The organism is Pseudomonas sp. MPB23 (assembly GCF_046605395.1).
Classification (GTDB): domain Bacteria; phylum Pseudomonadota; class Gammaproteobacteria; order Pseudomonadales; family Pseudomonadaceae; genus Aquipseudomonas.
In genome coordinates, this window is record NZ_CP176771.1 from 5392844 (window position 1) to 5412639 (window position 19796).

Annotated in this window: 19 protein-coding genes and 4 tRNA genes; 7 read left to right on the forward strand and 16 right to left on the reverse strand. The window is 60.2% G+C overall.

Annotated features, from left to right (window positions below; translation table 11 throughout):
* Positions 1–175: 175 nt before the first annotated feature.
* The 3 genes from ACLH0J_RS24300 to ACLH0J_RS24310 all read left to right on the forward strand — a co-directional run bounded on the left by ACLH0J_RS24300 (position 176) and on the right by ACLH0J_RS24310 (position 3323).
* Positions 176–1027 carry a fumarylacetoacetate hydrolase family protein gene (locus ACLH0J_RS24300; protein WP_411389392.1) on the forward strand — a complete coding sequence of 284 codons (852 nt, stop codon included), beginning with the start codon at positions 176–178 and terminating at the stop codon, positions 1025–1027.
* A 42-nt stretch (positions 1028–1069) separates the two neighbouring features.
* Positions 1070–1705, forward strand: coding sequence for an NADPH-dependent F420 reductase (locus ACLH0J_RS24305; protein ID WP_411389393.1), 636 nt, complete (start codon positions 1070–1072; stop codon positions 1703–1705).
* A gap of 316 nt (positions 1706–2021) precedes the next feature.
* On the forward strand, positions 2022–3323 hold the full coding sequence (locus ACLH0J_RS24310; protein ID WP_411389394.1) for an MFS transporter: 1302 nt from the start codon (positions 2022–2024) through the stop codon (positions 3321–3323).
* A 64-nt stretch (positions 3324–3387) separates the two neighbouring features.
* Here the strand turns inward: ACLH0J_RS24310 and ACLH0J_RS24315 are convergent, their stop codons facing one another.
* The 11 genes from ACLH0J_RS24315 to ACLH0J_RS24365 form a co-directional block, all read right to left on the reverse strand.
* Positions 3388–4164, reverse strand: coding sequence for a DUF2250 domain-containing protein (locus tag ACLH0J_RS24315; RefSeq protein WP_411389395.1), 777 nt, complete (start codon positions 4162–4164; stop codon positions 3388–3390).
* 140 nt (positions 4165–4304) lie between these two features.
* Positions 4305–4646, reverse strand: coding sequence for a Rieske (2Fe-2S) protein (locus ACLH0J_RS24320; RefSeq protein ID WP_321356311.1), 342 nt, complete (start codon positions 4644–4646; stop codon positions 4305–4307).
* Between the two features lie 2 nt (positions 4647–4648).
* On the reverse strand, positions 4649–4960 hold the full coding sequence (locus ACLH0J_RS24325) for a YciI family protein (RefSeq protein ID WP_411389396.1): 312 nt from the start codon (positions 4958–4960) through the stop codon (positions 4649–4651).
* Positions 4961–4963: 3 nt separating this feature from the next.
* On the reverse strand, positions 4964–5836 hold the full coding sequence (locus ACLH0J_RS24330) for a dioxygenase (protein WP_411389397.1): 873 nt from the start codon (positions 5834–5836) through the stop codon (positions 4964–4966).
* A gap of 36 nt (positions 5837–5872) precedes the next feature.
* Positions 5873–6940 (reverse strand): maleylacetate reductase, encoded by a 1068-nt coding sequence (locus tag ACLH0J_RS24335; protein ID WP_411389398.1) that lies wholly within the window; start codon positions 6938–6940, stop codon positions 5873–5875.
* 8 nt (positions 6941–6948) lie between these two features.
* The gene (locus ACLH0J_RS24340; RefSeq protein WP_411389399.1) at positions 6949–8412 is read right to left on the reverse strand and encodes an aldehyde dehydrogenase family protein; all 1464 of its coding nucleotides are present in this window, start codon (positions 8410–8412) and stop codon (positions 6949–6951) included.
* 89 nt (positions 8413–8501) lie between these two features.
* Positions 8502–9521 (reverse strand): hydroxyquinol 1,2-dioxygenase, encoded by a 1020-nt coding sequence (locus ACLH0J_RS24345; protein WP_411389400.1) that lies wholly within the window; start codon positions 9519–9521, stop codon positions 8502–8504.
* A gap of 51 nt (positions 9522–9572) precedes the next feature.
* Entirely contained in the window at positions 9573–10067 is a 495-nt protein-coding gene (locus ACLH0J_RS24350; RefSeq protein WP_411389401.1) for a hydroxyquinol 1,2-dioxygenase, read from the reverse strand.
* 128 nt (positions 10068–10195) lie between these two features.
* A complete protein-coding gene (locus ACLH0J_RS24355; protein ID WP_411389402.1) occupies positions 10196–11125 on the reverse strand; it encodes a LysR substrate-binding domain-containing protein in 930 nt (309 codons plus the stop codon).
* 303 nt (positions 11126–11428) lie between these two features.
* Positions 11429–11505: transfer RNA gene (locus tag ACLH0J_RS24360), tRNA-Asp, on the reverse strand.
* Positions 11506–11524: 19 nt separating this feature from the next.
* Positions 11525–11600: transfer RNA gene (locus ACLH0J_RS24365), tRNA-Val, on the reverse strand.
* Positions 11601–11800: 200 nt separating this feature from the next.
* Between ACLH0J_RS24365 and ACLH0J_RS24370 the strand changes: the two genes are divergently transcribed.
* The 3 genes from ACLH0J_RS24370 (at position 11801) to ACLH0J_RS24380 (ending at position 15820) form a co-directional block, all read left to right on the forward strand.
* The gene (locus ACLH0J_RS24370; protein ID WP_411389403.1) at positions 11801–12319 is read left to right on the forward strand and encodes a sigma-70 family RNA polymerase sigma factor; all 519 of its coding nucleotides are present in this window, start codon (positions 11801–11803) and stop codon (positions 12317–12319) included.
* A 6-nt stretch (positions 12320–12325) separates the two neighbouring features.
* On the forward strand, positions 12326–13309 hold the full coding sequence (locus tag ACLH0J_RS24375) for a FecR family protein (RefSeq protein WP_411389404.1): 984 nt from the start codon (positions 12326–12328) through the stop codon (positions 13307–13309).
* Positions 13310–13387: 78 nt separating this feature from the next.
* Complete coding sequence (locus ACLH0J_RS24380; RefSeq protein ID WP_411389405.1) at positions 13388–15820, forward strand: TonB-dependent siderophore receptor; 2433 nt, start codon at positions 13388–13390, stop codon at positions 15818–15820.
* Positions 15821–15872: 52 nt separating this feature from the next.
* On the opposite strand, the gene pcaG is transcribed toward ACLH0J_RS24380, so the two are convergent.
* From pcaG to ACLH0J_RS24405, 5 genes are all read right to left on the reverse strand, one after another.
* Positions 15873–16475: a protocatechuate 3,4-dioxygenase subunit alpha gene (gene pcaG / locus ACLH0J_RS24385; RefSeq protein WP_411389406.1), complete on the reverse strand. Its 603-nt coding sequence runs from the start codon at positions 16473–16475 to the stop codon at positions 15873–15875.
* Between the two features lie 12 nt (positions 16476–16487).
* Positions 16488–17207, reverse strand: a complete 720-nt coding sequence (gene pcaH / locus ACLH0J_RS24390; RefSeq protein ID WP_411389407.1) for a protocatechuate 3,4-dioxygenase subunit beta — start codon at positions 17205–17207, stop codon at positions 16488–16490.
* Between the two features lie 129 nt (positions 17208–17336).
* Entirely contained in the window at positions 17337–18266 is a 930-nt protein-coding gene (gene pcaQ, locus ACLH0J_RS24395; RefSeq protein ID WP_411389408.1) for a pca operon transcription factor PcaQ, read from the reverse strand.
* 269 nt (positions 18267–18535) lie between these two features.
* A tRNA-Asp gene (locus ACLH0J_RS24400) sits at positions 18536–18612 on the reverse strand.
* Between the two features lie 19 nt (positions 18613–18631).
* A tRNA-Val gene (locus tag ACLH0J_RS24405) sits at positions 18632–18707 on the reverse strand.
* A gap of 158 nt (positions 18708–18865) precedes the next feature.
* Here ACLH0J_RS24405 and rdgC point away from each other — a divergent pair.
* The gene (rdgC, locus tag ACLH0J_RS24410) at positions 18866–19786 is read left to right on the forward strand and encodes a recombination-associated protein RdgC (protein ID WP_010567523.1); all 921 of its coding nucleotides are present in this window, start codon (positions 18866–18868) and stop codon (positions 19784–19786) included.
* The last annotated feature ends 10 nt before the right edge of the window (positions 19787–19796 follow it).

Below are 19796 nucleotides of genomic sequence, written 5' to 3' on the forward strand. Positions count from 1 at the left end.
CATCGCATCTTGCGCCCCCCTGATACACACACCGGACAGAACCAGTGGCGTGCTTGTTCGCCGCTTCAGCGCGGGACTAGTCTTCATCGACCCGGGCGAGGCCTGCCTGATGCGCTGCATCACGTGCCTTTGGCCCAAGGGACGATTGCCGACACCCTGATAGAGAGAAGAGACGATGAAGCTCCTGAGTTTTGAAGTTGATGGCTCACCGAAATTCGGTGCCTGGGTCAACGGCGGGGTCGTCGATTTGACGCAACGCCTGGCCGGTAAATTTCCTGATCTGCTGAGCGTGCTGCAAGCGGGCGCGCTCCCCCATGTTGCCGAGGTGCTGGAGGGCGCTGAACCTGACTTCACCCTTGAGCAAATCACGTTTATGCCTGTGATTCCCTCGCCGCCCAAAATCATCTGCATCGGCGTCAACTACGAAGAACACCGCTCTGAGATCGGCCGCGAACCTACGCTCAAGCCGCCGATTTTCGGACGTTTCAGTAACTCGCAAGTGGGCCACCTGGGCGTGATTCCGCTGCCGCCCGAATCGGTGAAGCTCGACTATGAGGGCGAAATCGCCGTCATCATCGGCAAGGCCGGACGCCGTATTCCGTCCGATCAGGTCTGGGAGCACATCGCCGGTTATGCGCCTTACAACGACGCGTCGGTTCGCGATTGGCAAGGCCATACCCATCAGTGGACGCCGGGAAAAAACTTTTTGCAGACCGGCGGGTTCGGGCCCTGGATGAGCACGGCCGACGAATTCGGCAACGATCCCGAACTGCATCTGAGCACCCGCTTGAACGGCCTGGAAGTGCAGCGCGCCACCAGTCGGCAAATGATCTTTTCGATTGCTGAACTCGTCACCTATTGCTCCACCTTCACCCAGCTCGAGCCAGGCGATGTGATCGTTACCGGCACGCCCGGCGGCGTAGGCGCGCGTCGCAACCCGCAACTGTTCATGAAGGACGGTGACGTGGTCGAAGTGGAAATCGCGGAAATCGGCGTGCTGCGCAATGTGATTGCAAACGAAGCGTAAGCACCGCTCATCCCAACCTGAACAAATGAAGGATTAAACATCATGGCGATTGGAATTCTGGGCGCAGGAAAAATGGCGCAAATGCTTGTCCCCAAACTCGTGTCGGGAGGGCATCACGTCATCATCAGTAACTCAAGGGGCCCCGAGTCCCTGCAGCTGCTGATCCAGCAATTGGGGAGCGGCGTGAGCGCGGCGACGCCGGAGCAGATGCTCGCTGAGGCCGACGTGGTGATTCTGGCCACGCCTTGGGAAAAAACGCCTGCCGCCCTCGCGGCTGCGGGCTCATGGGCTGGAAAGGTGGTGATCGACGCGACCAACAACCGCCGTGGTCCACGCCCTGAAGACTTGATTGATATCGGCGGCAAAGGCTCCAGTGAAGTCATTGCACAGATGATTCCAGGGGCTCATGTGGTGAAAACCTTCAACTACGAGCCGATCCCCGTGTTTGCCGGCGGCCTGCCCGCGGAAGGCGACAGCGGTGCGATCTTCTTCTCCGGCGATGACGCCCAGGCCAAGGCCACGGTCGCCCAGCTGATTCGCGATCTGGGAGGTGAGCCGATAGACGTGGGCTCGCTGGTTGAAGGCGGGAAATTGCACGGCATGGGCGGCCCGCTGTCACTCAAGTTGAAATTGCTTGCGCCCAAGGAAGCGAAGGCGCTGCTGAACACGCTTCGTTAGATTTGACAGCGATAAGCCCGCCTGATCGCGGTGCACAAACGAGATGAGTGAGCCGGCGCGCGAAAGCGGATACTGGTCACGGATTTGCCTGCCGCGAATCTCATCGTCTCAGCCGCGCCATCGCTATCGGGCGGGTGGCAGCCAGCACCTCTTCAGCTCGGCGGTATGCAGCAAGAGCGCACGGCTTGCGTTTGTTCGGCGATATGTCTTGCGTTGCCGTCTCACCCAAGAACTCACTCGGCCCACGCCGAGTGATTGGACAGACCTCAGTTCTGATTGGCAGATCCTCATGACAACAATAAAAACAAAGACAGCTTTGCATTCGCGTTGGGTTGTACTGGGCGCACTCGCGTTCATGATGTGCGTCAGCATGGCGCTCCCCATCTACGGCGGCAGCGTGCTCGGCACCTATATGACTGCAGAGCTCCACTGGGAACGCAGCACCCTGGGGCTGCTGATCGCGGCCAACATGGCCGCCAATGGCTTGTGCGCGCCGCTGGTCGCCGCACTGACAACGAAAATCGGCGTGCGCGGGTGCCTGATCATCGGCTGTATCCTCATGGCGGCCGCCTCGATTGCACTGGCAACCTGGGTCACCGCACCGTGGCAAGCGGCGGTGACATTCGGGGCGATTGGCGTGGCGGCAACGTTCGCCAGTATCATCCCCTGCCAAACGGCCGTCGCCGCCTGGTTCGGCCACCGCCGACCGTTTGCGCTGTCATTGCTCTATGCGGCCATGGGCATCGGCGGTTTCATCTTCGTGTGGCTGATGACGTGGGCCATCCAAGGCTCGACGATCGGCTACCGCATGGGCTGCTGGGTGTTCTTCGGTTTTTCGGCTATCGGCCTGGTGGTCACCCTGCTGTTGGTGCGCAACAAGCCCGACGCCGATCAATTCGACGCGTGGGAGCTTGCTGACAGCCACCGCCTGGCCGCACGGCCGTTCGCTCCGCCCCCTGCACCGCTCAACCTGGATCAGGGGCTGCGCAAAGTCCTGAGTTCACCGGCCTTGTGGGCCATCTACTTCAGCATGTTTGCAACAACCTGCGGCTCGGCTTTCGTCATTGCGCATGCGCAGGCACATTTGCGCGATATCGGGCACTCACCGGTGCTGGCTGCCGCGACCATTTCGATCATTTCCGCGGCCATGGTCGTCGGCAACTTCGGGATCGGCTCGGTGGCGCAACGTCTTGGCCCACGCCGAGCCTACTTCGGTGCCCTGGTGTTGTTCGGGGTCGGCCTGTTCACATTGATCTACGCGACCGGCTCAGTCGGTTTGTACGGCTACGCGATCCTGTACGGGCTGGGTTTCGGCGCCGCGCAGGTCGGTCCCATGGTGCTGCTGAGCGGCTACTGGGGTGTCCAGGTGTTCCCGATGCTGACCGCGCTCGGGCTGCTGATCCAGACCGCCGGCGCTGCCGTCAGCCCTATCGCGGCGGGCGTCTATTTCGACAGCTCCGGTCGCTACCAACCGGTCATCCTCGTGATTGTGATCATGACGGCGGTCGCGATGGTCTTGCTCCGCGTGATCGGCCCGCCGAAGGCCAGTGGCGTGCAAGGGTGGGGCCTGCCCTCCTCCCCTGAACGCATGGAACACTCCTCCAAACCCAATGCCTGAAACCCAAAAAAAGGCGGGGAGCATCAAGCTCCCCGCCTTTTTTTCAAACCGCTCGGTGGGTGACCTACCACTCGATGCCCGCGGTTTCGAGGTTATGTTCTATTTCCGCCTTGGCCTCGCGCAATACCGGCAGGCAGCGCGCGATGGCGGCATCCGGGCTGATCAGCGTAGAAGGCCACACAGTGCTGATGCAGCCGAACACCCGGCCCTGGCACAACACCGCCAGCGCAATGCTGTTGCATCGCTTGTAGGGAACATCATCGGACGTACAGTAGCCCTTCACCTGGACCGAACGGATCATATGAACGATGCGGTGTGAGTCACGGGCGGCCTGGTCTTCCGGGGCCTGGGATTTGCGCAGATGCGCCAGGATCTCACGGCGTTGCTCGTCGCGGGCGAACGCCAGGTACGCCCAACCCAGCGGGGTGGACAACAGCGGAATCCGCCTGCCGACAGCACTCAATCCAATCGACTGCGGGGTGAAGCGATCCGTGCTCTCACGCACGACGATGCCATCGTCCTCGAACGTCGACACCGCGCTGGGCCACTTCAGTTGTTGCCGGCGCCCAAAAAGCACCGGCGTGGCCACCGAGACGAACACCGATTCACAGGTCATCCCACCGCTCAGGCGACGTACCGCGATGGTCAGGTGATAGATATTTTCATCGGGGTTCACTCGCTCGACAAAACCACTTTGAGCAAGCGTTTCGATGATTCGGTAGACAGTTGGCAAGGGTAACTTCAGCGCCTTGGCAATATTCTGCGCCGAGGCGGACCGTACTTTATTGAGATACCCCAGAACGTCAAGGCCACGATCGAGGGTTCGCAGTCGCGTTATCATTCGGCCACTCCAGTCAGGTTACACAGATCAACCTACGCTCACCTATCGTGGCTCGCAAGCCCACCGATTGCGTGAGCAGAGGCCCTATCGGATCGGAGGAAGGAGGCGCAGGATTGCGCGGTAAAACAGAGGGGTTACGGCTAGCGTTCGAGATCCAGCACCAACCGATCCTCGACCCAACGCACCGGCACCGGCTCCAGGCGCGCGCCCTTGCAGGGCCCATCGATGCAATGCCCGTCTTCAAAACGAAACATCGCACTGTGGTGAGCGCACATCAGGATCTTGCCGCGGTAGGTGCAGAACTCTTGCGGACGATAATCCAGAGGCACCGAAAAATGCGGGCATCGGTTGACGTACACCCGGACCTGCTCGCCCTGGCGCACCGCCACCAGCCCGCCGGGGTGCAGGTGCTGCTGTTCGGGCAACCCCAGGGCACCGCCATCGGCAATATCATCCAGTCGGCACAACGTAATGACGTTCATGATCAGCCGCGCAATTGTGGGTTGCCAAGGCTCCAGTGCCACGGACGGATCTGAATCGTGGCAAACAACCCGGCCCGGACATAGGGGTCTTCCTCGAGAAACGCCTCGACCTCCGGCAAACTGCCCGCCTCGATCACCAGCAAGGTGCCATTCATCGCCTCCCCCGCATCATCGAGCGTCGGCCCGCCAAGCCAGACAATCACCCGATGCCTCTCGGTAGCACGCAAGTGGGCCTGGTGACTGGGCCGCAAGCGCTGGCGCAAGGCCAATGAGTCCGGGCGGTCCGTTGCGAATACCGCAAAAAAATGCCCCATGATTCACTCCGCCTCCATGACGAACTCGTAACACGCCCGCTTGAATGGCAATTGGAGGCCAAGGCTCTCGGACAAATCGTCGTGCGTGATGCGCTGTTCATAGATCACTTGCAACGACTGTTTGACGCCAAATACCGCATCGGAGTCCAGGTAAGGATCATCGTGATTGAACAGGTGGGTGACCAGCTTGCGATAGCCGGGTCGGTGGATCATGAAATGCAGGTGCGCAGGCCGCCAGGGATGACGATCGGCGGCATTGAGCATGCGCCCTACCGGACCGTCGGTGGGAATCGGGTAGCACACCGGGACAATCGTGCGAATCGCAAAATAGCCGTCGGCATCGGTGCGATAGCGACCGCGCAAATTGCCGAACGGCTGCGTGCTGTCCTGACCCGAATACATGCCGTTTTCAGCGGTCTGCCAGACATCCAGCACCGCGTCGGCGAGTGCGTCGCCATGGGTATTGACCACCCGTCCACGCACCAGGGCCGGCTCACCGGCGGTGAACGCCATGTTTTCGCCGTACTCGCGATCCGGCATCCCCTCGATGTAGAACGGGCCGAACACCGTGGTCTCGGTGGCGTTTGCACTGTGTCGATGATTGATCGCATCGACCAGCATCGACACGCCCAAGGTGTCCGACAGCAGAATGAATTCCTGGCGCACCAGGCCGTCGCAGGTCTGGCCGGTTTCGGTCAAAAAGCGAATGCCCTCAAACCACTCCTGCTCGGTCAGTTCGACGTCGCTGACAAATGCATGCAGATGGCGAACCAGGCTTTGCATGATCTGCTTGTAGCGCGCATCGGGAGCGCCGTTGAAGCTGCGCACTGCCTGCTGGGAGATCAGTGACTCTATGACGTTGTCTTGATCGGTCATTATTGTTATTCCGACGAGGATAGACACACCGAAGGATCAGGCCGGCGCCAGGCCATGCATGGCGCGGGTCAACAGCGCTTCGATCGGACCTTGTTCAAACGGCCGCGGGTTGTAGTACGGGCTCGCGCAGGCAATTTTCGCCGCCTCGGCCGCCCCCTTTTCAGGTAACCCGATATCGGCCAACGCCAACGGGATGCCCAATTTCTGGTTCAGTGCATACAACAAGGCGCCCACCTCGTTCGCCTCGCTGCCGCCCAGTGCGCGGGCGGCGCGTTGCAAAGGGCCGGCCGCCGCTTCGCGGTTGTAGTGCGCGGCGTGTGGTAGCACGATCGCATGGGCCTGGGCATGCGGCAGGTTGAATGTTCCGCCCAAGGTGTGGCAAAGCTTGTGGTGCAAGGCCATGCCCACCGACCCGAGGCAAATCCCCGCCAGCCATGCGCCATACTGCGCCTGGCTGCGGGCTTGCGGATCGTTTGGATCATTGACCACGCCCGGCAGGGCGAGCGCCAGCGCGCGAATCGACTCTTCGGCCATCAAGCTGATGATCGGATTGGCGTCATCGGCATACAGCGCTTCAATCGCGTGCGCCATGGCGTTCATCCCCGAGCAGGCGGAAATCTGCGCCGGCAAGGTCAGCGTCAACTGCGGGTCGTAGATCACGGTTTTGGGCAAAACCCTCAGATCGCGCCCGGTTTTCTTCAGGCGGTTTTCCGTGAGCCCATAGATCGGGGTCATTTCCGAACCGGCATAGGTCGTCGGCACCGCCACGATCGGCAGGCCCGAATCCATCGCGATCGCCTTGCCCAGTCCAATCGTCGAACCGCCCCCCACGGCCACACAGCAATCGGCATCAAGCCGGGCCGCTTCGATGCGCGCTGCTTGTGCCACCTCCAGCGGCACATGCATCACGGCGTGGGGATAGACGCCCGCCGCACGATCACCGAGCAGCGCGGCGACTTGCTCACCCAAGGCCTGTTGCTCAGGCGTGGTGAGAATCAGCGCGCGCCTGGCGCCGAGACGGTCGATCTCATCGGCCAGCGCCGAGAGCTTGCCCCAGCCAAATACCACGCGGGTAGGCAGACTTTGGTACACAAAAGGATTCATGACAGGCCTCAACGTTTGAAGTGCGCAGCGATGTTGGCGTCGACATTGACCCATACCGAGCGCGCCTCGGTGTAATCATGGATCGCCTCGAAACCCATCTCACGGCCATAGCCCGACTGCCCGACACCGCCAAACGGGCTGCCAGGGCTGACGCGCTTGTAGCAGTTGATCCAGCACATCCCGGCATGAATGGCGTTGGCCATCTTGTGCGCGCGGGTCAGGTTCTGCGTCCACAGGCCGCTGCCGAGGCCATAATCGGTGTTATTGGCGATGGCCAAGGCTTCTTCGTCAGTGCTGAATCGCACGACGGTGACGAATGGCCCGAACACTTCTTCCTGGCACACACGATCGTTGGGCGACGCCTCGACAACCGTCGGTTCAACATAAAAACCATCAGCCAATGCGGGATCGTCCGGTGCCTTACCGCCAGCGAGGATCTTGCCGCCCTGTTCGATAGCGATATCGATATAGGCCAGCACGCGGTCGCGGTGCAGTGCCGAGGTCAACGGGCCCATTTCAGTCTCGGGGTCCATCGGGTTGCCCAGGCGTATGGATTTGGCCAACGCGATAAACCGCTCGAGGAAGCGGTCGGCGATGTCTTTATGCAGGATTAGCCGCGAACCTGCGATGCAGGCCTGGCCCTGATTGTGAAAGATCGCCCACGCAGCGCCGTTGACGGCCGCTTCAAGATTGGCGTCCTCGAACACGATGTTCGCCCCCTTCCCGCCCAATTCCAGTTGAATGCGCTTGAGGTTGCCGGTCGACGCTTCAACAATCCGGCGACCGGTCGCCGTCGAACCGGTGAAGGCGATCTTGCCGACATCGGGATGCTCGGCCAGTGCCTGCCCGGCGGTATGCCCGTAACCCGGCACCACGTTGACCACGCCTTTGGGGATGCCCACTTCGGTCATCAGCTCGACAATGCGCAAGGTCGACAGCGGTGTGATTTCCGATGGTTTGATCACGATGGTGTTACCGGCGGCCAGCGCCGGGCCCATTTTCCAACTGGTGAACATCAGCGGAAAATTCCACGGCACGATTTGCCCGACCACACCGATCGGCTTGCGCTGTACGTAATTGAGAAACCCGGCTTCGACCGGAATCACCGACCCTTCGATCTTGTCCGCCATGCCACCGAAATAGCGGAAACAAGCGGCCGTGCGCGGAACATCGAGGCTGCGGGAATCCCGAATCGGGTGGCCGGTATTGAGGGATTCAAGCTGCGCCAGTTCTTCGCTGCAGGCTTCGATTCTGTCTGCCAGCTTGAGCAACAAGCGCCCGCGTTCGGCGGCGCCAAGGCCGGACCAGGCGGGAAACGCGCGCTTGGCGGCGGCGACAGCAAGGTCGATGTCAGCCGCTTCGGCGGCGGCAACGCGAGTGATCAACGCACCGTCATGGGGTGAAACGACGTCAATGGTGCCGCCAGCGACCGCATCAACAAATCGTCCATCGATATACAGCTGATTTTGCATAATATTTTCCTCGCACCGCGCCAATGGCGCAGTGTCTGACGATTTGATCCGGATACATCGCCCGGCGAGAACCGGGCTGGAGAAGGGGCTTAGAACGCGATCGGATACGGCGTGAGCTCGCCGCTTTCATAGCGTTGCGGCAGGTTCGGCGTGGCGTTTTCCCACACCAGCAGCATCGAGCGCTTGGTCGAATAGCCCTGGTGGCGAATGTCCGCCGGCATGGCGCAGATATCGCCAGCACGCATGGTGATGCGCGCGCGTGGGCTGCCGTCATCCTTGTCACCGACATCCCAGAGGATTTCGTCGGACAGTTGCAGGAACCACTCGACCCGGTCATTGCCATGGAACACCGGCAGAATGAATTCTTCGGTGGTCGGGCAGAACAGGCTGGCCTTGCACACCGAGGTGACCGACGGGTTCCAGGTCACGTCGGAGCGCGACAAGTATTTGAACAGGCTGAAGGCATGCAGCTCACCTTCAAAGCCTTCGGCGGCATGGACTTCCGGCTCGCCTTGAGAGACATCGGTGAACTGGCGATTGACTGGCAGATCGTTACGCAGCGGCGAGTCGTCCGCCAGGCCAGGCATGCGCCTGGTGGCGATGCGGAAGCGCTCAATGGCTTCGATGTTACTGCCATTTTTGCGACCGAACGCCGTGCCGGTTTCTTCCGGCGCCGCGAACGGGTCGAAGGTGACATTGGTCCAGTCGCGCAAGATGGCTTTAAACGTCGCCATGATCAGCGGCGTTTCAAAGTTTTCGGTGTAGTTGACGCCTGCGGCTTTCAGCGTGCCGTTGAAGGTGCCGGCATACAGGTCGACCTTGCCGTAGTAATTGCGCGTGCCGATGACGTGGTCGAAGTTGACCCAACCATAGAAAAAGCCCCAGGCCACATCGCGCATCATCGCGCGCAGAAAGGCATCAATCGGCATCAGGTGCGAGCGCGTCTGACCTTTGGCAGGCCATGTGATACGGGCAAAGTACTCGTCGCGCGACAGCTCGAAAGCGCCGAGTTTGAAAGCACAGTAGCCCGTGGCCGCATGGGGCAGGCTGACCTGCACTTCGTCTTCGGCAAAGGTGGCGTTATCGGCAGCGTTTTCAAGCATGGCCATGACAGGATTCCTCAAGTTCTTCTGATTATTCTGAGTGGAAAACGACGGTGATCACTTGAAGCAGATGTCTGCCCACTTCTCGACCGACAACGGGCCTTTGATCGTCTGCTGCAATAACACGCCAGGACGGCTGGATTCGAAGCGATAGGCGGCGCCGTGCGGCAACAGGCATTGATGGCCGCGTTTGAGCAGCACGTAGCCCATCGGCTTGCCTGCAGGCATCTCACCCGCCAAACGGGTGCCCTCGCCGTCGGTCAAAGGCGTGTCGAGCTTGAGGAAATCGACGCGCACTTCGCCGTCCATGACGATAGCGAACTCGTCGTGCGCCGCGGTGTACCAAGGCGACTGGCCTTGCGCGCGCAGGGTTTCAATGACGTAGCCGAGGTTGAGGCCGACAACGACTTTTTCGTAGGGAAGGGATTTTTCCGCCACCTCGAAGATATTTGAAAAGGCGTAATGGCTGGCCTGGCCGCTAATGATTTCAACCGACCCTTTGCTGTAGTTGTCCAGCGAGCCGAAGACCGTTTCGATTGCAGCGCTGCTCATGGTTTTTCACCGTTTTGTTGTTGTAGTCACAGTGAACCCACAGTACGTCGTGCCCTCTTCGGGAACAATGAGAGCGCCGGCGACAACAGTGTTCGCAAAACGCAAACAATGCGCGGGTAACGCACTGATCAGCGGATCCAGCCACGCGCCAGCAACGGTTTGTCCCAACACGGCTCATCGCCAAAGCTATCCACCAGAAAATCAATCAGGGTGCGCACCTTCAAGGCTCTGCGCTGGGTAGCTGGGTACACCGCGGAAAAATTGAAGGAGGACAGCGTGTACTCAGGCAGGACGGGAATCAGCCGGCCGCTGAGCAGATCATCGCTGGCGACCAGGGTCGGCAGGCAGACGATACAGACTCCCGTCGACGCATAGTCGCGCAGTAAATGCACCGAGTTTGATCGTACATGCCCTGGCAGGCTCAACTCGACCTGCTCGCCTGCCCCGGTGAAGATCCAACGGTTACGCGAGGGATAGCCTTCGTACAAAGCAATCTTGTGTTGCAACAGTTCCTGCGGGTGCGTGGGCACGCCGAACTCGGCGGCATAATCGGGGGACATGCAAAACAGCCGGCGCACAGTGAACAGTCTGCGCTCGATCAGGGTCTCGGCCAGTGGCGGGAACATCTGGAACGCCACATCGAAGCCTTCTTCGATAGGGTCCACCACCCGGTCATTGACGATGACGTCGACCTCAATGTCCGGATAAAGCCGCGTGAACTCAGCCAGCATCCTGCCGAAGTGGCCGATGGCAAAACCCGGCAGCATCTGCACGCGCAATTTGCCGGTGGGTTTGGCGCGCAATTCGCGCATATGCTCGGTCAGCGAGTTGAAACTCGCGACCATGTCCGCGCACTCCTTGTAGTACGTCTCCCCCACCTCGGAGAGCCGCACATGACGCGTGCTGCGATGGAACAGCGGCGCGTTGATGAACTGTTCCAGTTGTTGAATGCGGTGGGTGATCACCGAGCGAGTGACGCCCAATTGCTGAGCCGCCTTGGCGAAGTTGCCGGTCTCGGCAACACGTACAAAAGCTTCGACACTGAGTAAACGATCCATGGGGCAGGCTCTCTGGATGTTTGTGTTCTTATAGGAACAGCGAGGTTAGCCAGTCGACACCGTGCACGCCACATCGTCAAACAGGCAAGGCGTCCAACCGCCTGCAACATAGCAGCTCGACTGCCCAGGCAACGATCAAATCGTAAAATCGGGTATGCAAGAGAGGGTAAAAGGCGGTGCCAGCGGTGCACTGGAAACCGTGGCTGGAGATTGATCCGGGTGGAATTCGAAGCAAAAAAAAGCCCGCTCGATGAGCGGGCTTTGCGTGGTGACCTGGCGTTCAGTGTTCCAGGTTACCGAATATGGCGCAGCGGACGGGACTCGAACCCGCGACCCCCGGCGTGACAGGCCGGTATTCTAACCGACTGAACTACCGCTGCGCGTAACACTTGAAGCGAATGGTGGGTGATGACGGGATCGAACCGCCGACCCTCTGCTTGTAAGGCAGATGCTCTCCCAGCTGAGCTAATCACCCTTCACTTTCGGTGTGGGGCGCATCATATACGAAAAATCTGCAATGTGTTGATTTAAATGCACTTTATTTGAAATAAATTTTCGACCGACGCGCCAGCCCTGAAAACACGCGCCTTGCGTGCCAAACGCGAGTCTATTGCATTTGCCCCACCCCAGGCCGCACAATTAAAAACCATTCTCAATAACTCTTGAGCCACGCCTATGTCTGTGGGTGAACCGCCATACCAACGGGAAATAACCCAGCTCTACAGCGAGCATCATGGCTGGCTGCTCACCTGGCTACGGCGCAAGCTGGGCTGTCGGCAGAATGCAGCTGACCTGGCACAGGACACCTTTGCACGCATCCTGCACACCCGCGAATGCGTGGCGACCATTCGCGAACCCAGGGCGTACCTGAGCACCACCGCCCGGCGCCTGATTATCGACCAGGCCCGGCGCAGGCAAATCGAACAGGCCTACCTGCAAGAGCTGGCGCTGACCCTGGATGCGCTGGAAGGGTTCCAGTCGCCGGAGCAGATCCACACCACCCTCGAAGCCCTGGAGCACATTGCCTTTATCCTCGAAGGCATGCACACCTATTCACGCCAGGCCTTCGTGCTGTACTACCTCGAAGAACTGACCCAGCAGCAAATCGCAAGGCAGCTCAAGCTGTCGGAACGGACCGTGCGCAAGTACCTGATCCAGGCGCTGGTGCATTGCGGCCACAGCATGGACACCTGACCACCCATGCCCGATACCCGCCAGCACATCGAAGAACAAGCCGCCGAATGGCTGCTGCAGTTGCATGAAGGCCCCTTGAGCGAGGCCCAACGCCTGGCGTTCGAGAGCTGGAAACAGCAAGGCCCGCAGTACGCCGCCGCCGCTGCGCGCATGGAGGCGGTGATTGTCAGGGTGCAGGCCCTGCGCGAGACAAAATCACCGGCGCGGGCGGCCCTGGATGCGGCGTTTGCCGATAAACCATCGCGCCGCAATAAACACGCGATGCGCACCCTGCTGCTCGCTTGCAGCTTGGCCCTTCCCGCGGCGGCGCTGCTGATCAGTCCATTTCCACAACGATGGATGGCCGACTTGCGCAACGGCCCCGGCCAGTGGCAAACCCTGCACCTGGCGGATGGCTCGGCACTGACGTTGAACGGTATCAGCGCGGCGAACCTGCATTTCGATGCCACCCAGCGCCGCATCGACCTGCTGCAAGGCGAAATCCTGGTGGAGGTGGCTCATGACCCGGCGCGGCCGTTTATCGTGCAGACGGCCCAAGGCACCTTGCGGGCGCTGGGCACACGGTTTGTGGTCAAGCGTGACGGCGATGTCACCGTGCTCAGCATGCTGGAATCGCGGGTGGCCGCACAGAGTGCCAATGCCCGGCAAACCCTGGAAGTCGACGCCGGCTCCCAGGCGCTGGTCAGTGCCAACAGCGTACGCCTGGCCGGCCGCATCGACCCGGCCAGCATCAACGACGCCTGGCGCCGCCATCAACTGGTGGTGGAAAACCGGCCATTACCCGAAGTCCTCGATGAAATCGCACGGCATCGTGCCGGCCACCTGCAATTCGATCGGGCCGCGCTGCAAAACCTGCGTGTGTCGGCCGTGATCCCCCTGGATGACAGCGACCGCGCCCTGCAATGGCTGGCACAAACCCTGCCGATCAAGGTGCACACCTACACGCCGTGGCTGATTCGGGTGGTCCCAGACAAAACGCCCAATAAATAATTATTCGCATTTGCTTCCGGTTTTTTCGAGGTTGCCCGTCAAGCAAGGTAATTCGACACGTAAAGGATTGCCGCCACCATGCACACCCCTTCCTCCCCACGCAGGCGCTTTGGCCTGCTGAAAAGCGCGCCGTTTTCCCTGGCCATGTTGGCCGCGAGCGCGATGACCGCCAACCTGGCCCAGGCGGACACGGTTAACGTCGCGACACAGGCCTATGACATTCCCGCCGGACCGCTGGGCAGTTCGCTCAATCGCTTTGCCCAGCAGGCCGGCGTCGCGATTGTGTTCCAGTCCCACGAACTGGAAGGCCTCAACGGCCCCGGCCTGAAAGGGCAGTACGCCACACAGGAGGGTTTTGACCGTTTGCTGCAAGGCAGCGGCTACCGTGCGGTCAAGGGCGACCAGGTGTATGCGCTGCAGCCCATGCCGACTAGCAGCAATGGCGTCATGGAATTGGGCCCGACGCAGGTCACCGCCAACCAACTGGGCAACGTCACCGAAGACAGCAGTTCCTACACACCCGGCAGTATTGCGACCGCGACTCGCCTGGTGTTGACCCCCAAGGAAACCCCGCAGTCCGTCAGCGTCATCACGCGCAAGCACATGGACGACTTCGGCCTGAACAACGTCGACGACGTGATGCGCCATACCCCCGGCATCACGGTGTCGGCCTTCGACACCGAGCGCAGCAACTATTACGCACGTGGCTTTTCCATCAACAACTTCCAGTACGACGGCATCCCCTCGACCGCGCGCAACGTCGCCTATTCGGCAGGCAACACCCTGAGCGACATGGCGATCTATGACCGCGTCGAAGTGCTCAAGGGTGCCACCGGCCTGCTCACCGGCGCCGGCTCGCTGGGCGCAACGATCAACCTGGTGCGCAAGAAACCCACCGCGGATTTCCAGGGGCATGCCACCCTCGGCGCCGGCTCCTGGGACAACTATCGCAGCGAGCTGGACGTCAGCGGCCCGATGACCGAAAGCGGCAATGTGCGTGGCCGGGCAGTTGCCGCCTATCAAGACAAGCGCTCGTTCATGGACCGCTACTCACGCAAGAGCCCGACCTACTACGGCATCATGGAATTCGACCTGTCACCCGACACCCTGCTGACCGTCGGCGGCGACTACCAAGACAGCCTGCCAACCGCCTCGTCGTGGTCCGGCAGCTTCCCGCTGATCAACGCCAACGGCGAGCGCAATAGCGTCAAGCGCTCGTTCAACAATGCCGCCGACTGGAGCAGTTGGGAGCAATACACCCGCACCGTGTTCGCCATGCTTGAACATGACCTGGGCAACGGCTGGGTCGGCAAGCTGCAACTGGACCACAAGATCAATGGCTACCACGCGCTGATGGGCTCGATCCAGGGCGACCAGCCACAGCCCGACGGCACCGCGCAACTCACCTCGGGCAAGTACACCGGGGAAACGGTCAGCGATTCCGCCGACCTATATGTGAGCGGCCCGTTCAGCCTGGGCGGGCGCGAGCATGAGCTGGTGCTGGGCGGTTCTATCAGCGCCTCGGAATGGAAAGGCAAGGGCTACTGGAACCTCTCCCCCAATATCGTCGACTTCAATAACTGGCACGGCAACGCCCGCGAACCGGACTGGGGCACCGCTCAATCGCTGACCGACGACACCGTGCGCCAGACCGGCGCCTACATGACCACGCGCCTGAATCTGGCCGATGACCTCAAGCTGCTGCTGGGCGGGCGCGTGGTCAACTACCAGGTCACAGGCTATAACCCCAACTACCGCGAGTCCGGACGTTTCGTGCCGTACATCGGCGCGGTGTACGACCTCAACGACACTTATGCGGTCTACGCCAGCTACACCGATATCTTCATGCCGCAGGAAAACTACAACCGCGACCGCGACAACAAGCTGCTTGAACCGGATGAAGGCCAGAACTGGGAGTTGGGCATGAAAGCGGACTTCCTCGACGGCCGCGTGAACGCCAGCGCGGCCTACTTTGAAATCCACGAATCCAATCGCGCGCTCTCGGATGATGAATACAACAACCAGACGCCGACCCCGAATAACTACGCGTACAAGAGCAGCAAGGCCGTCACCAAGGGTTATGAAGTGGAGATGTCCGGCGAGATTGCGCCCGGCTGGCAACTCCAGGCTGGCTACACCCACAAGGTGGTGCGCGATGACAAGGACGTGAAGATTTCCACCTTCGAGCCTGAAGACCAAATCAAGCTGTACACCACCTATAAACTCAAGGGCAACCTCGACAAGTTGACCGTCGGCGGCGGCGTGCGCTGGCAGAGCATGGGCTGGCAGGACATCTACAACAACCCTCACAAACAGTATGAAGAGTTCTCCCAGGACGCCTATTGGCTGGTCGACCTGATGACCCGCTATCAGGTGACCAAGAACCTGTCGGCGACGCTGAACGTGAACAACCTCTTCGACAAGTCCTACTACACCAACATCGGTTTCTATAACTCCGCGGCCTACGGTGAGCCACGTAACTTCATGGTCACCACACGCTGGGATTTCTAACCCCCAGACAGCAAAAAGCCCGCTCAATGAGCGGGCTTCCGGGCGTGCCCCGTCAGAAGTCGAAGAACACCGTTTCTTCTTCGCCCTGCATGCGGATATCGAAACGATAAGCCGACTTGCCATCAACCGTGCAACGCTTGGCGATCAGCGTTTCCCTGCGTTGAGGCTGTTCGATCAGATTCAGCACCGGATCGACGGCATTGGCCTGGGCCTCATCATCGAAGTACACACGGGTCTGCAAGTGAATATTGATGCCCCGCGCGAACAGCGACACATTGACGTGTGGCGCCATCGGCACACCCGCAGCGTTCTTCACGGTGCCCGGCTTGACGGTATGGATCTGCCACTCGCCAGTATCCGTGGTCGCCGTGCGGCCAAAACTGTTGAAGGGCTTTTCCAGGTTGTAGTCGCTGTCGTAAACGCCTTCGTGGTCAGCCTGCCAACATTCCAGGAATGCATCGCGGATCAGGTGACCGTTGCCGTCATAGACATGGCCCAGCAACAGGATGTGCTCCCCCGGCGCGCCGGGTTTGGCCATTTCATTCCAGACTTCCTGCTCGCGGGGCGGGTTGCCCGCCGCTTCCAGCGCCAGGCCGATATGCACGTAGGGACCGGCGGTTTGCGACGGGGTTTCAGGTAGAAGTTCAACGGGCATGATCGGGCCTCCTCAGCGGTTTTCGAAGTGGGTCTTGCGCTGACCGCGCAGAACGATATCAAAGCGATAAGCCAGGCAATCCATGGGATTGGCCATGCTCATATCAAGCCTTGCGATCAGGCTCTGCACCGCATCCGGATTGGCGATCGACTTGACGATCGGGCACATCGGGATGAGCGGGTCACCTTCGAAATACAGCTGGGTGATCAATCGCGTGGCAATCGACGGGCCGCTGATGGAGAAGTGAATATGCGCCGGACGCCAGTCATTGGGACCATTGCGCCATGGATACGGGCCAGGCTTGACCGTGCGGAAACTGTAGTTGCCGTCGCGGTCGGTCAAGGCACGGCCGACGCCACCGAAGTTAGGGTCGATGGGCGCCAGATAGCTGTCCTTCTTGTGCCGATAGCGTCCCCCGGCATTGGCCTGCCACATCTCCACCAGGGTATGGGGAATCGGCTTGCCGTATTGGTCACAGATCCGACCGGCGACGATGATGCGCTCGCCGATGGGCAAACCGCCGTGGTTGAAGTTCAGCAGCAGATCGTTATCGTGCTGACCCATCTTCAGGTGGGAAAAGTCCGGGCCGCTGGTTTCCGACCGGGACTGGGGAATGCTCACCAAGGCCTGACGCGGGGAACGCAGGATTGAGGTTTTGTAGTCAGGCGTCAGGGCTTTGGGGTGCCAATTACGGTCACGAATGACGAAACGGCTGTTGTCCGCATCAGACATGTCGGTTTCCTTTTTATTATGGATAAATATCAGGGGTGAACGCTGGGTAAACAGCAATCAACGACCCAGTGTCCCCTGATGAGGCGCTATCCAAAATTGAAAAAACCGCCTCTATCCATATCCAAATGGTTATGGATAGAAACCCTCGCGATATTCCTGGCCCACCTCGCGCAGCACCTCCACACACCATTGAGCCGCCAAGGACATCGTCAGCGCAGGATTGCTGCACAGCCCCACGGAACCACCCGGTTCGCGAATCCCCAACTCCAGCTCAAACAGATCACCTCGACTCAAGTCCTGTCTGACCGCATCAAAAGGCGCGACCCAGATCGCCTGACTGCACTGCACATAACGTCGGCTCAAGATCAACGACAGGGTTTCCAGACGCTGGCGCGGCGGATTGATACTGTGCTGCACGAACAAGCTGTCGGCGAATTTGCGAATCGTCGTCCCTGCCAGCGGCAACACCAGCGGATAATCTTCGATATGTTCGTGCGCCTGTGGATCGGTCAACAGCGGGTGGCCGCTACGCACCACCAGGGTCATGGATTCGCTGTACAGGTGTTCGAACATCAGCCCAAGGATCTGCGGGCTGTCCGTCATGCGTCCGACCACCAGATCCAGTTCCCCCACCCGCAATTGCGACAACAGGTAGGCGCTCGGCCCGGTCACTACGCTCACGACCAGCGCAGGATGTCGGGCATGCAAACGACAGACGACCTCGGGCACCAGCAAACTTTCCACGGTGGACAGCACGCCGAGCCTGGCGGTGAAAGGCTCGTGCTCGCCGGAACGCAGGCTGTTCACGCCTTCACGCAGCGCTTGTACGCTCGGCCCGGCATACCGCAAAAAAGCCACTCCGGCTTCAGTCAACGCCGCGCCACTTTTGCTGCGCACAAATAATGTGGCGGTCAGCAGGGTTTCAAGTTCTTTGAGGGTTTTGGAAAGCGCTGGCTGGCTGATCGCCAATTTTTCCGAGGCGCGCGCCAGGCTGCCCTGGCGCGCCACTTCGAGAAAGCACACCAGATGGCGGAATTTGATGCGGGTATCGATATTCACCGTATGTTGCTGCCTTCGAGGTGTCCCCTGCCGCGCATAAAAAAGCGCGAGAAGTAAGCTGGTTCGCAAGATTGCCCGCGAAAGTGTACTCCCGATCGTTCTCACCACACAGCGAACGCAGGTTACCGGCCTCGTGGATCAGGCTGATCAGAATGGGGCCGTCGCCGACCTGACGCTGCCAGGGCGCTGAATCCCAGGCAAAAAAAAGCCCGCTCGATGAGCGGGCTTTCTGTGGTGACCTGGCGTTCAGTGTTCCAGATTACCGAATATGGCGCAGCGGACGGGACTCGAACCCGCGACCCCCGGCGTGACAGGCCGGTATTCTAACCGACTGAACTACCGCTGCGCGTAACACTTGAAGCGAATGGTGGGTGATGACGGGATCGAACCGCCGACCCTCTGCTTGTAAGGCAGATGCTCTCCCAGCTGAGCTAATCACCCTTCGTTTCGGTGTGGCGCGCATTCTACGGAGCGACCCTGGGTCTGGCAAGCACTTTCTTAAATCTTTTTTTTGAGGCCTTCCAATGGCTTAGGCAGGGTTGGCCTCAGCCGCTATCAAGACAATAATGCCCCCTTTGTATAAAGGAGAGACTCACCCCATGTGGTTCAAGAACCTGCTTATCTATCGCCTGACCCAAGATCTGCCTGTTGATGCCGAGGCGTTGGAAGCGGCCATGGCCACCAAACTGGCGCGCCCGTGTGCAAGCCAGGAGTTGACCACTTACGGTTTCGTCGCGCCGTTCGGTAAAGGTGAAGACGCTCCCCTGGTTCACGTCAGCGGTGACTTCCTGCTGATCGCCGCACGCAAGGAAGAACGCATCCTGCCGGGTAGCGTGGTGCGTGATGCACTGAAAGAGAAAGTCGAAGAGATCGAAGCCGAGCAAATGCGCAAGGTCTATAAGAAGGAACGGGACCAGATCAAGGATGAAATCATCCAGGCCTTCCTGCCGCGCGCGTTTATCCGTCGTTCGTCGACCTTCGCCGCCATCGCGCCGAAACAGGGCCTGATCCTGGTCAACTCGGCCAGCCCGAAACGCGCCGAAGACCTGCTGTCGACCCTGCGTGAAGTGATCGGCACCCTGCCGGTACGTCCGCTGACCGTGAAAACCGCCCCCACCGCGATCATGACCGACTGGGTCACCACCCAGAAACCGGCCGATGACTTCTTCGTCCTCGACGAATGCGAACTGCGCGACACCCACGAAGACGGCGGCATTGTGCGCTGCAAGCGCCAGGACCTGACCGGCGAGGAAATCCAGTTGCACCTCACCACCGGTAAAGTCGTGACCCAACTGTCCCTGGCCTGGCAGGACAAGCTGTCCTTCATGCTCGACGACAAGATGACCGTCAAGCGCCTGAAGTTCGAAGACCTGCTGCAAGACCAGGCCGAACAGGACGGCGGCGACGAAGCCCTGGGCCAACTGGATGCCAGCTTTACCCTGATGATGCTGACCTTCGGCGAATTCCTGCCGGCGTTGATCGAAGCGCTGGGCGGCGAAGAAACCCCACAGGGTATCTAAGCGCACTATC

Bases quoted from the DNA above. Each gene is read 5' to 3' on its own strand.
- ACLH0J_RS24300 (WP_411389392.1), top strand. From the start codon at position 176: ATGAAGCTCCTGAGTTTTGAAGTTGATGGCTCACCGAAATTCGGTGCC.
- ACLH0J_RS24305 (WP_411389393.1), top strand. From the start codon at position 1,070: ATGGCGATTGGAATTCTGGGCGCAGGAAAAATGGCGCAAATGCTTGTC.
- ACLH0J_RS24315 (WP_411389395.1), bottom strand. From the start codon at position 4,164: ATGATAACGCGACTGCGAACCCTCGATCGTGGCCTTGACGTTCTGGGG.
- ACLH0J_RS24320 (WP_321356311.1), bottom strand. From the start codon at position 4,646: ATGAACGTCATTACGTTGTGCCGACTGGATGATATTGCCGATGGCGGT.
- ACLH0J_RS24325 (WP_411389396.1), bottom strand. From the start codon at position 4,960: ATGGGGCATTTTTTTGCGGTATTCGCAACGGACCGCCCGGACTCATTG.
- ACLH0J_RS24330 (WP_411389397.1), bottom strand. From the start codon at position 5,836: ATGACCGATCAAGACAACGTCATAGAGTCACTGATCTCCCAGCAGGCA.
- ACLH0J_RS24335 (WP_411389398.1), bottom strand. From the start codon at position 6,940: ATGAATCCTTTTGTGTACCAAAGTCTGCCTACCCGCGTGGTATTTGGC.
- ACLH0J_RS24340 (WP_411389399.1), bottom strand. From the start codon at position 8,412: ATGCAAAATCAGCTGTATATCGATGGACGATTTGTTGATGCGGTCGCT.
- ACLH0J_RS24345 (WP_411389400.1), bottom strand. From the start codon at position 9,521: ATGGCCATGCTTGAAAACGCTGCCGATAACGCCACCTTTGCCGAAGAC.
- ACLH0J_RS24350 (WP_411389401.1), bottom strand. From the start codon at position 10,067: ATGAGCAGCGCTGCAATCGAAACGGTCTTCGGCTCGCTGGACAACTAC.
- ACLH0J_RS24355 (WP_411389402.1), bottom strand. From the start codon at position 11,125: ATGGATCGTTTACTCAGTGTCGAAGCTTTTGTACGTGTTGCCGAGACC.
- ACLH0J_RS24370 (WP_411389403.1), top strand. From the start codon at position 11,801: ATGTCTGTGGGTGAACCGCCATACCAACGGGAAATAACCCAGCTCTAC.
- ACLH0J_RS24375 (WP_411389404.1), top strand. From the start codon at position 12,326: ATGCCCGATACCCGCCAGCACATCGAAGAACAAGCCGCCGAATGGCTG.
- ACLH0J_RS24380 (WP_411389405.1), top strand. From the start codon at position 13,388: ATGCACACCCCTTCCTCCCCACGCAGGCGCTTTGGCCTGCTGAAAAGC.
- pcaG (WP_411389406.1), bottom strand. From the start codon at position 16,475: ATGCCCGTTGAACTTCTACCTGAAACCCCGTCGCAAACCGCCGGTCCC.
- pcaH (WP_411389407.1), bottom strand. From the start codon at position 17,207: ATGTCTGATGCGGACAACAGCCGTTTCGTCATTCGTGACCGTAATTGG.
- rdgC (WP_010567523.1), top strand. From the start codon at position 18,866: ATGTGGTTCAAGAACCTGCTTATCTATCGCCTGACCCAAGATCTGCCT.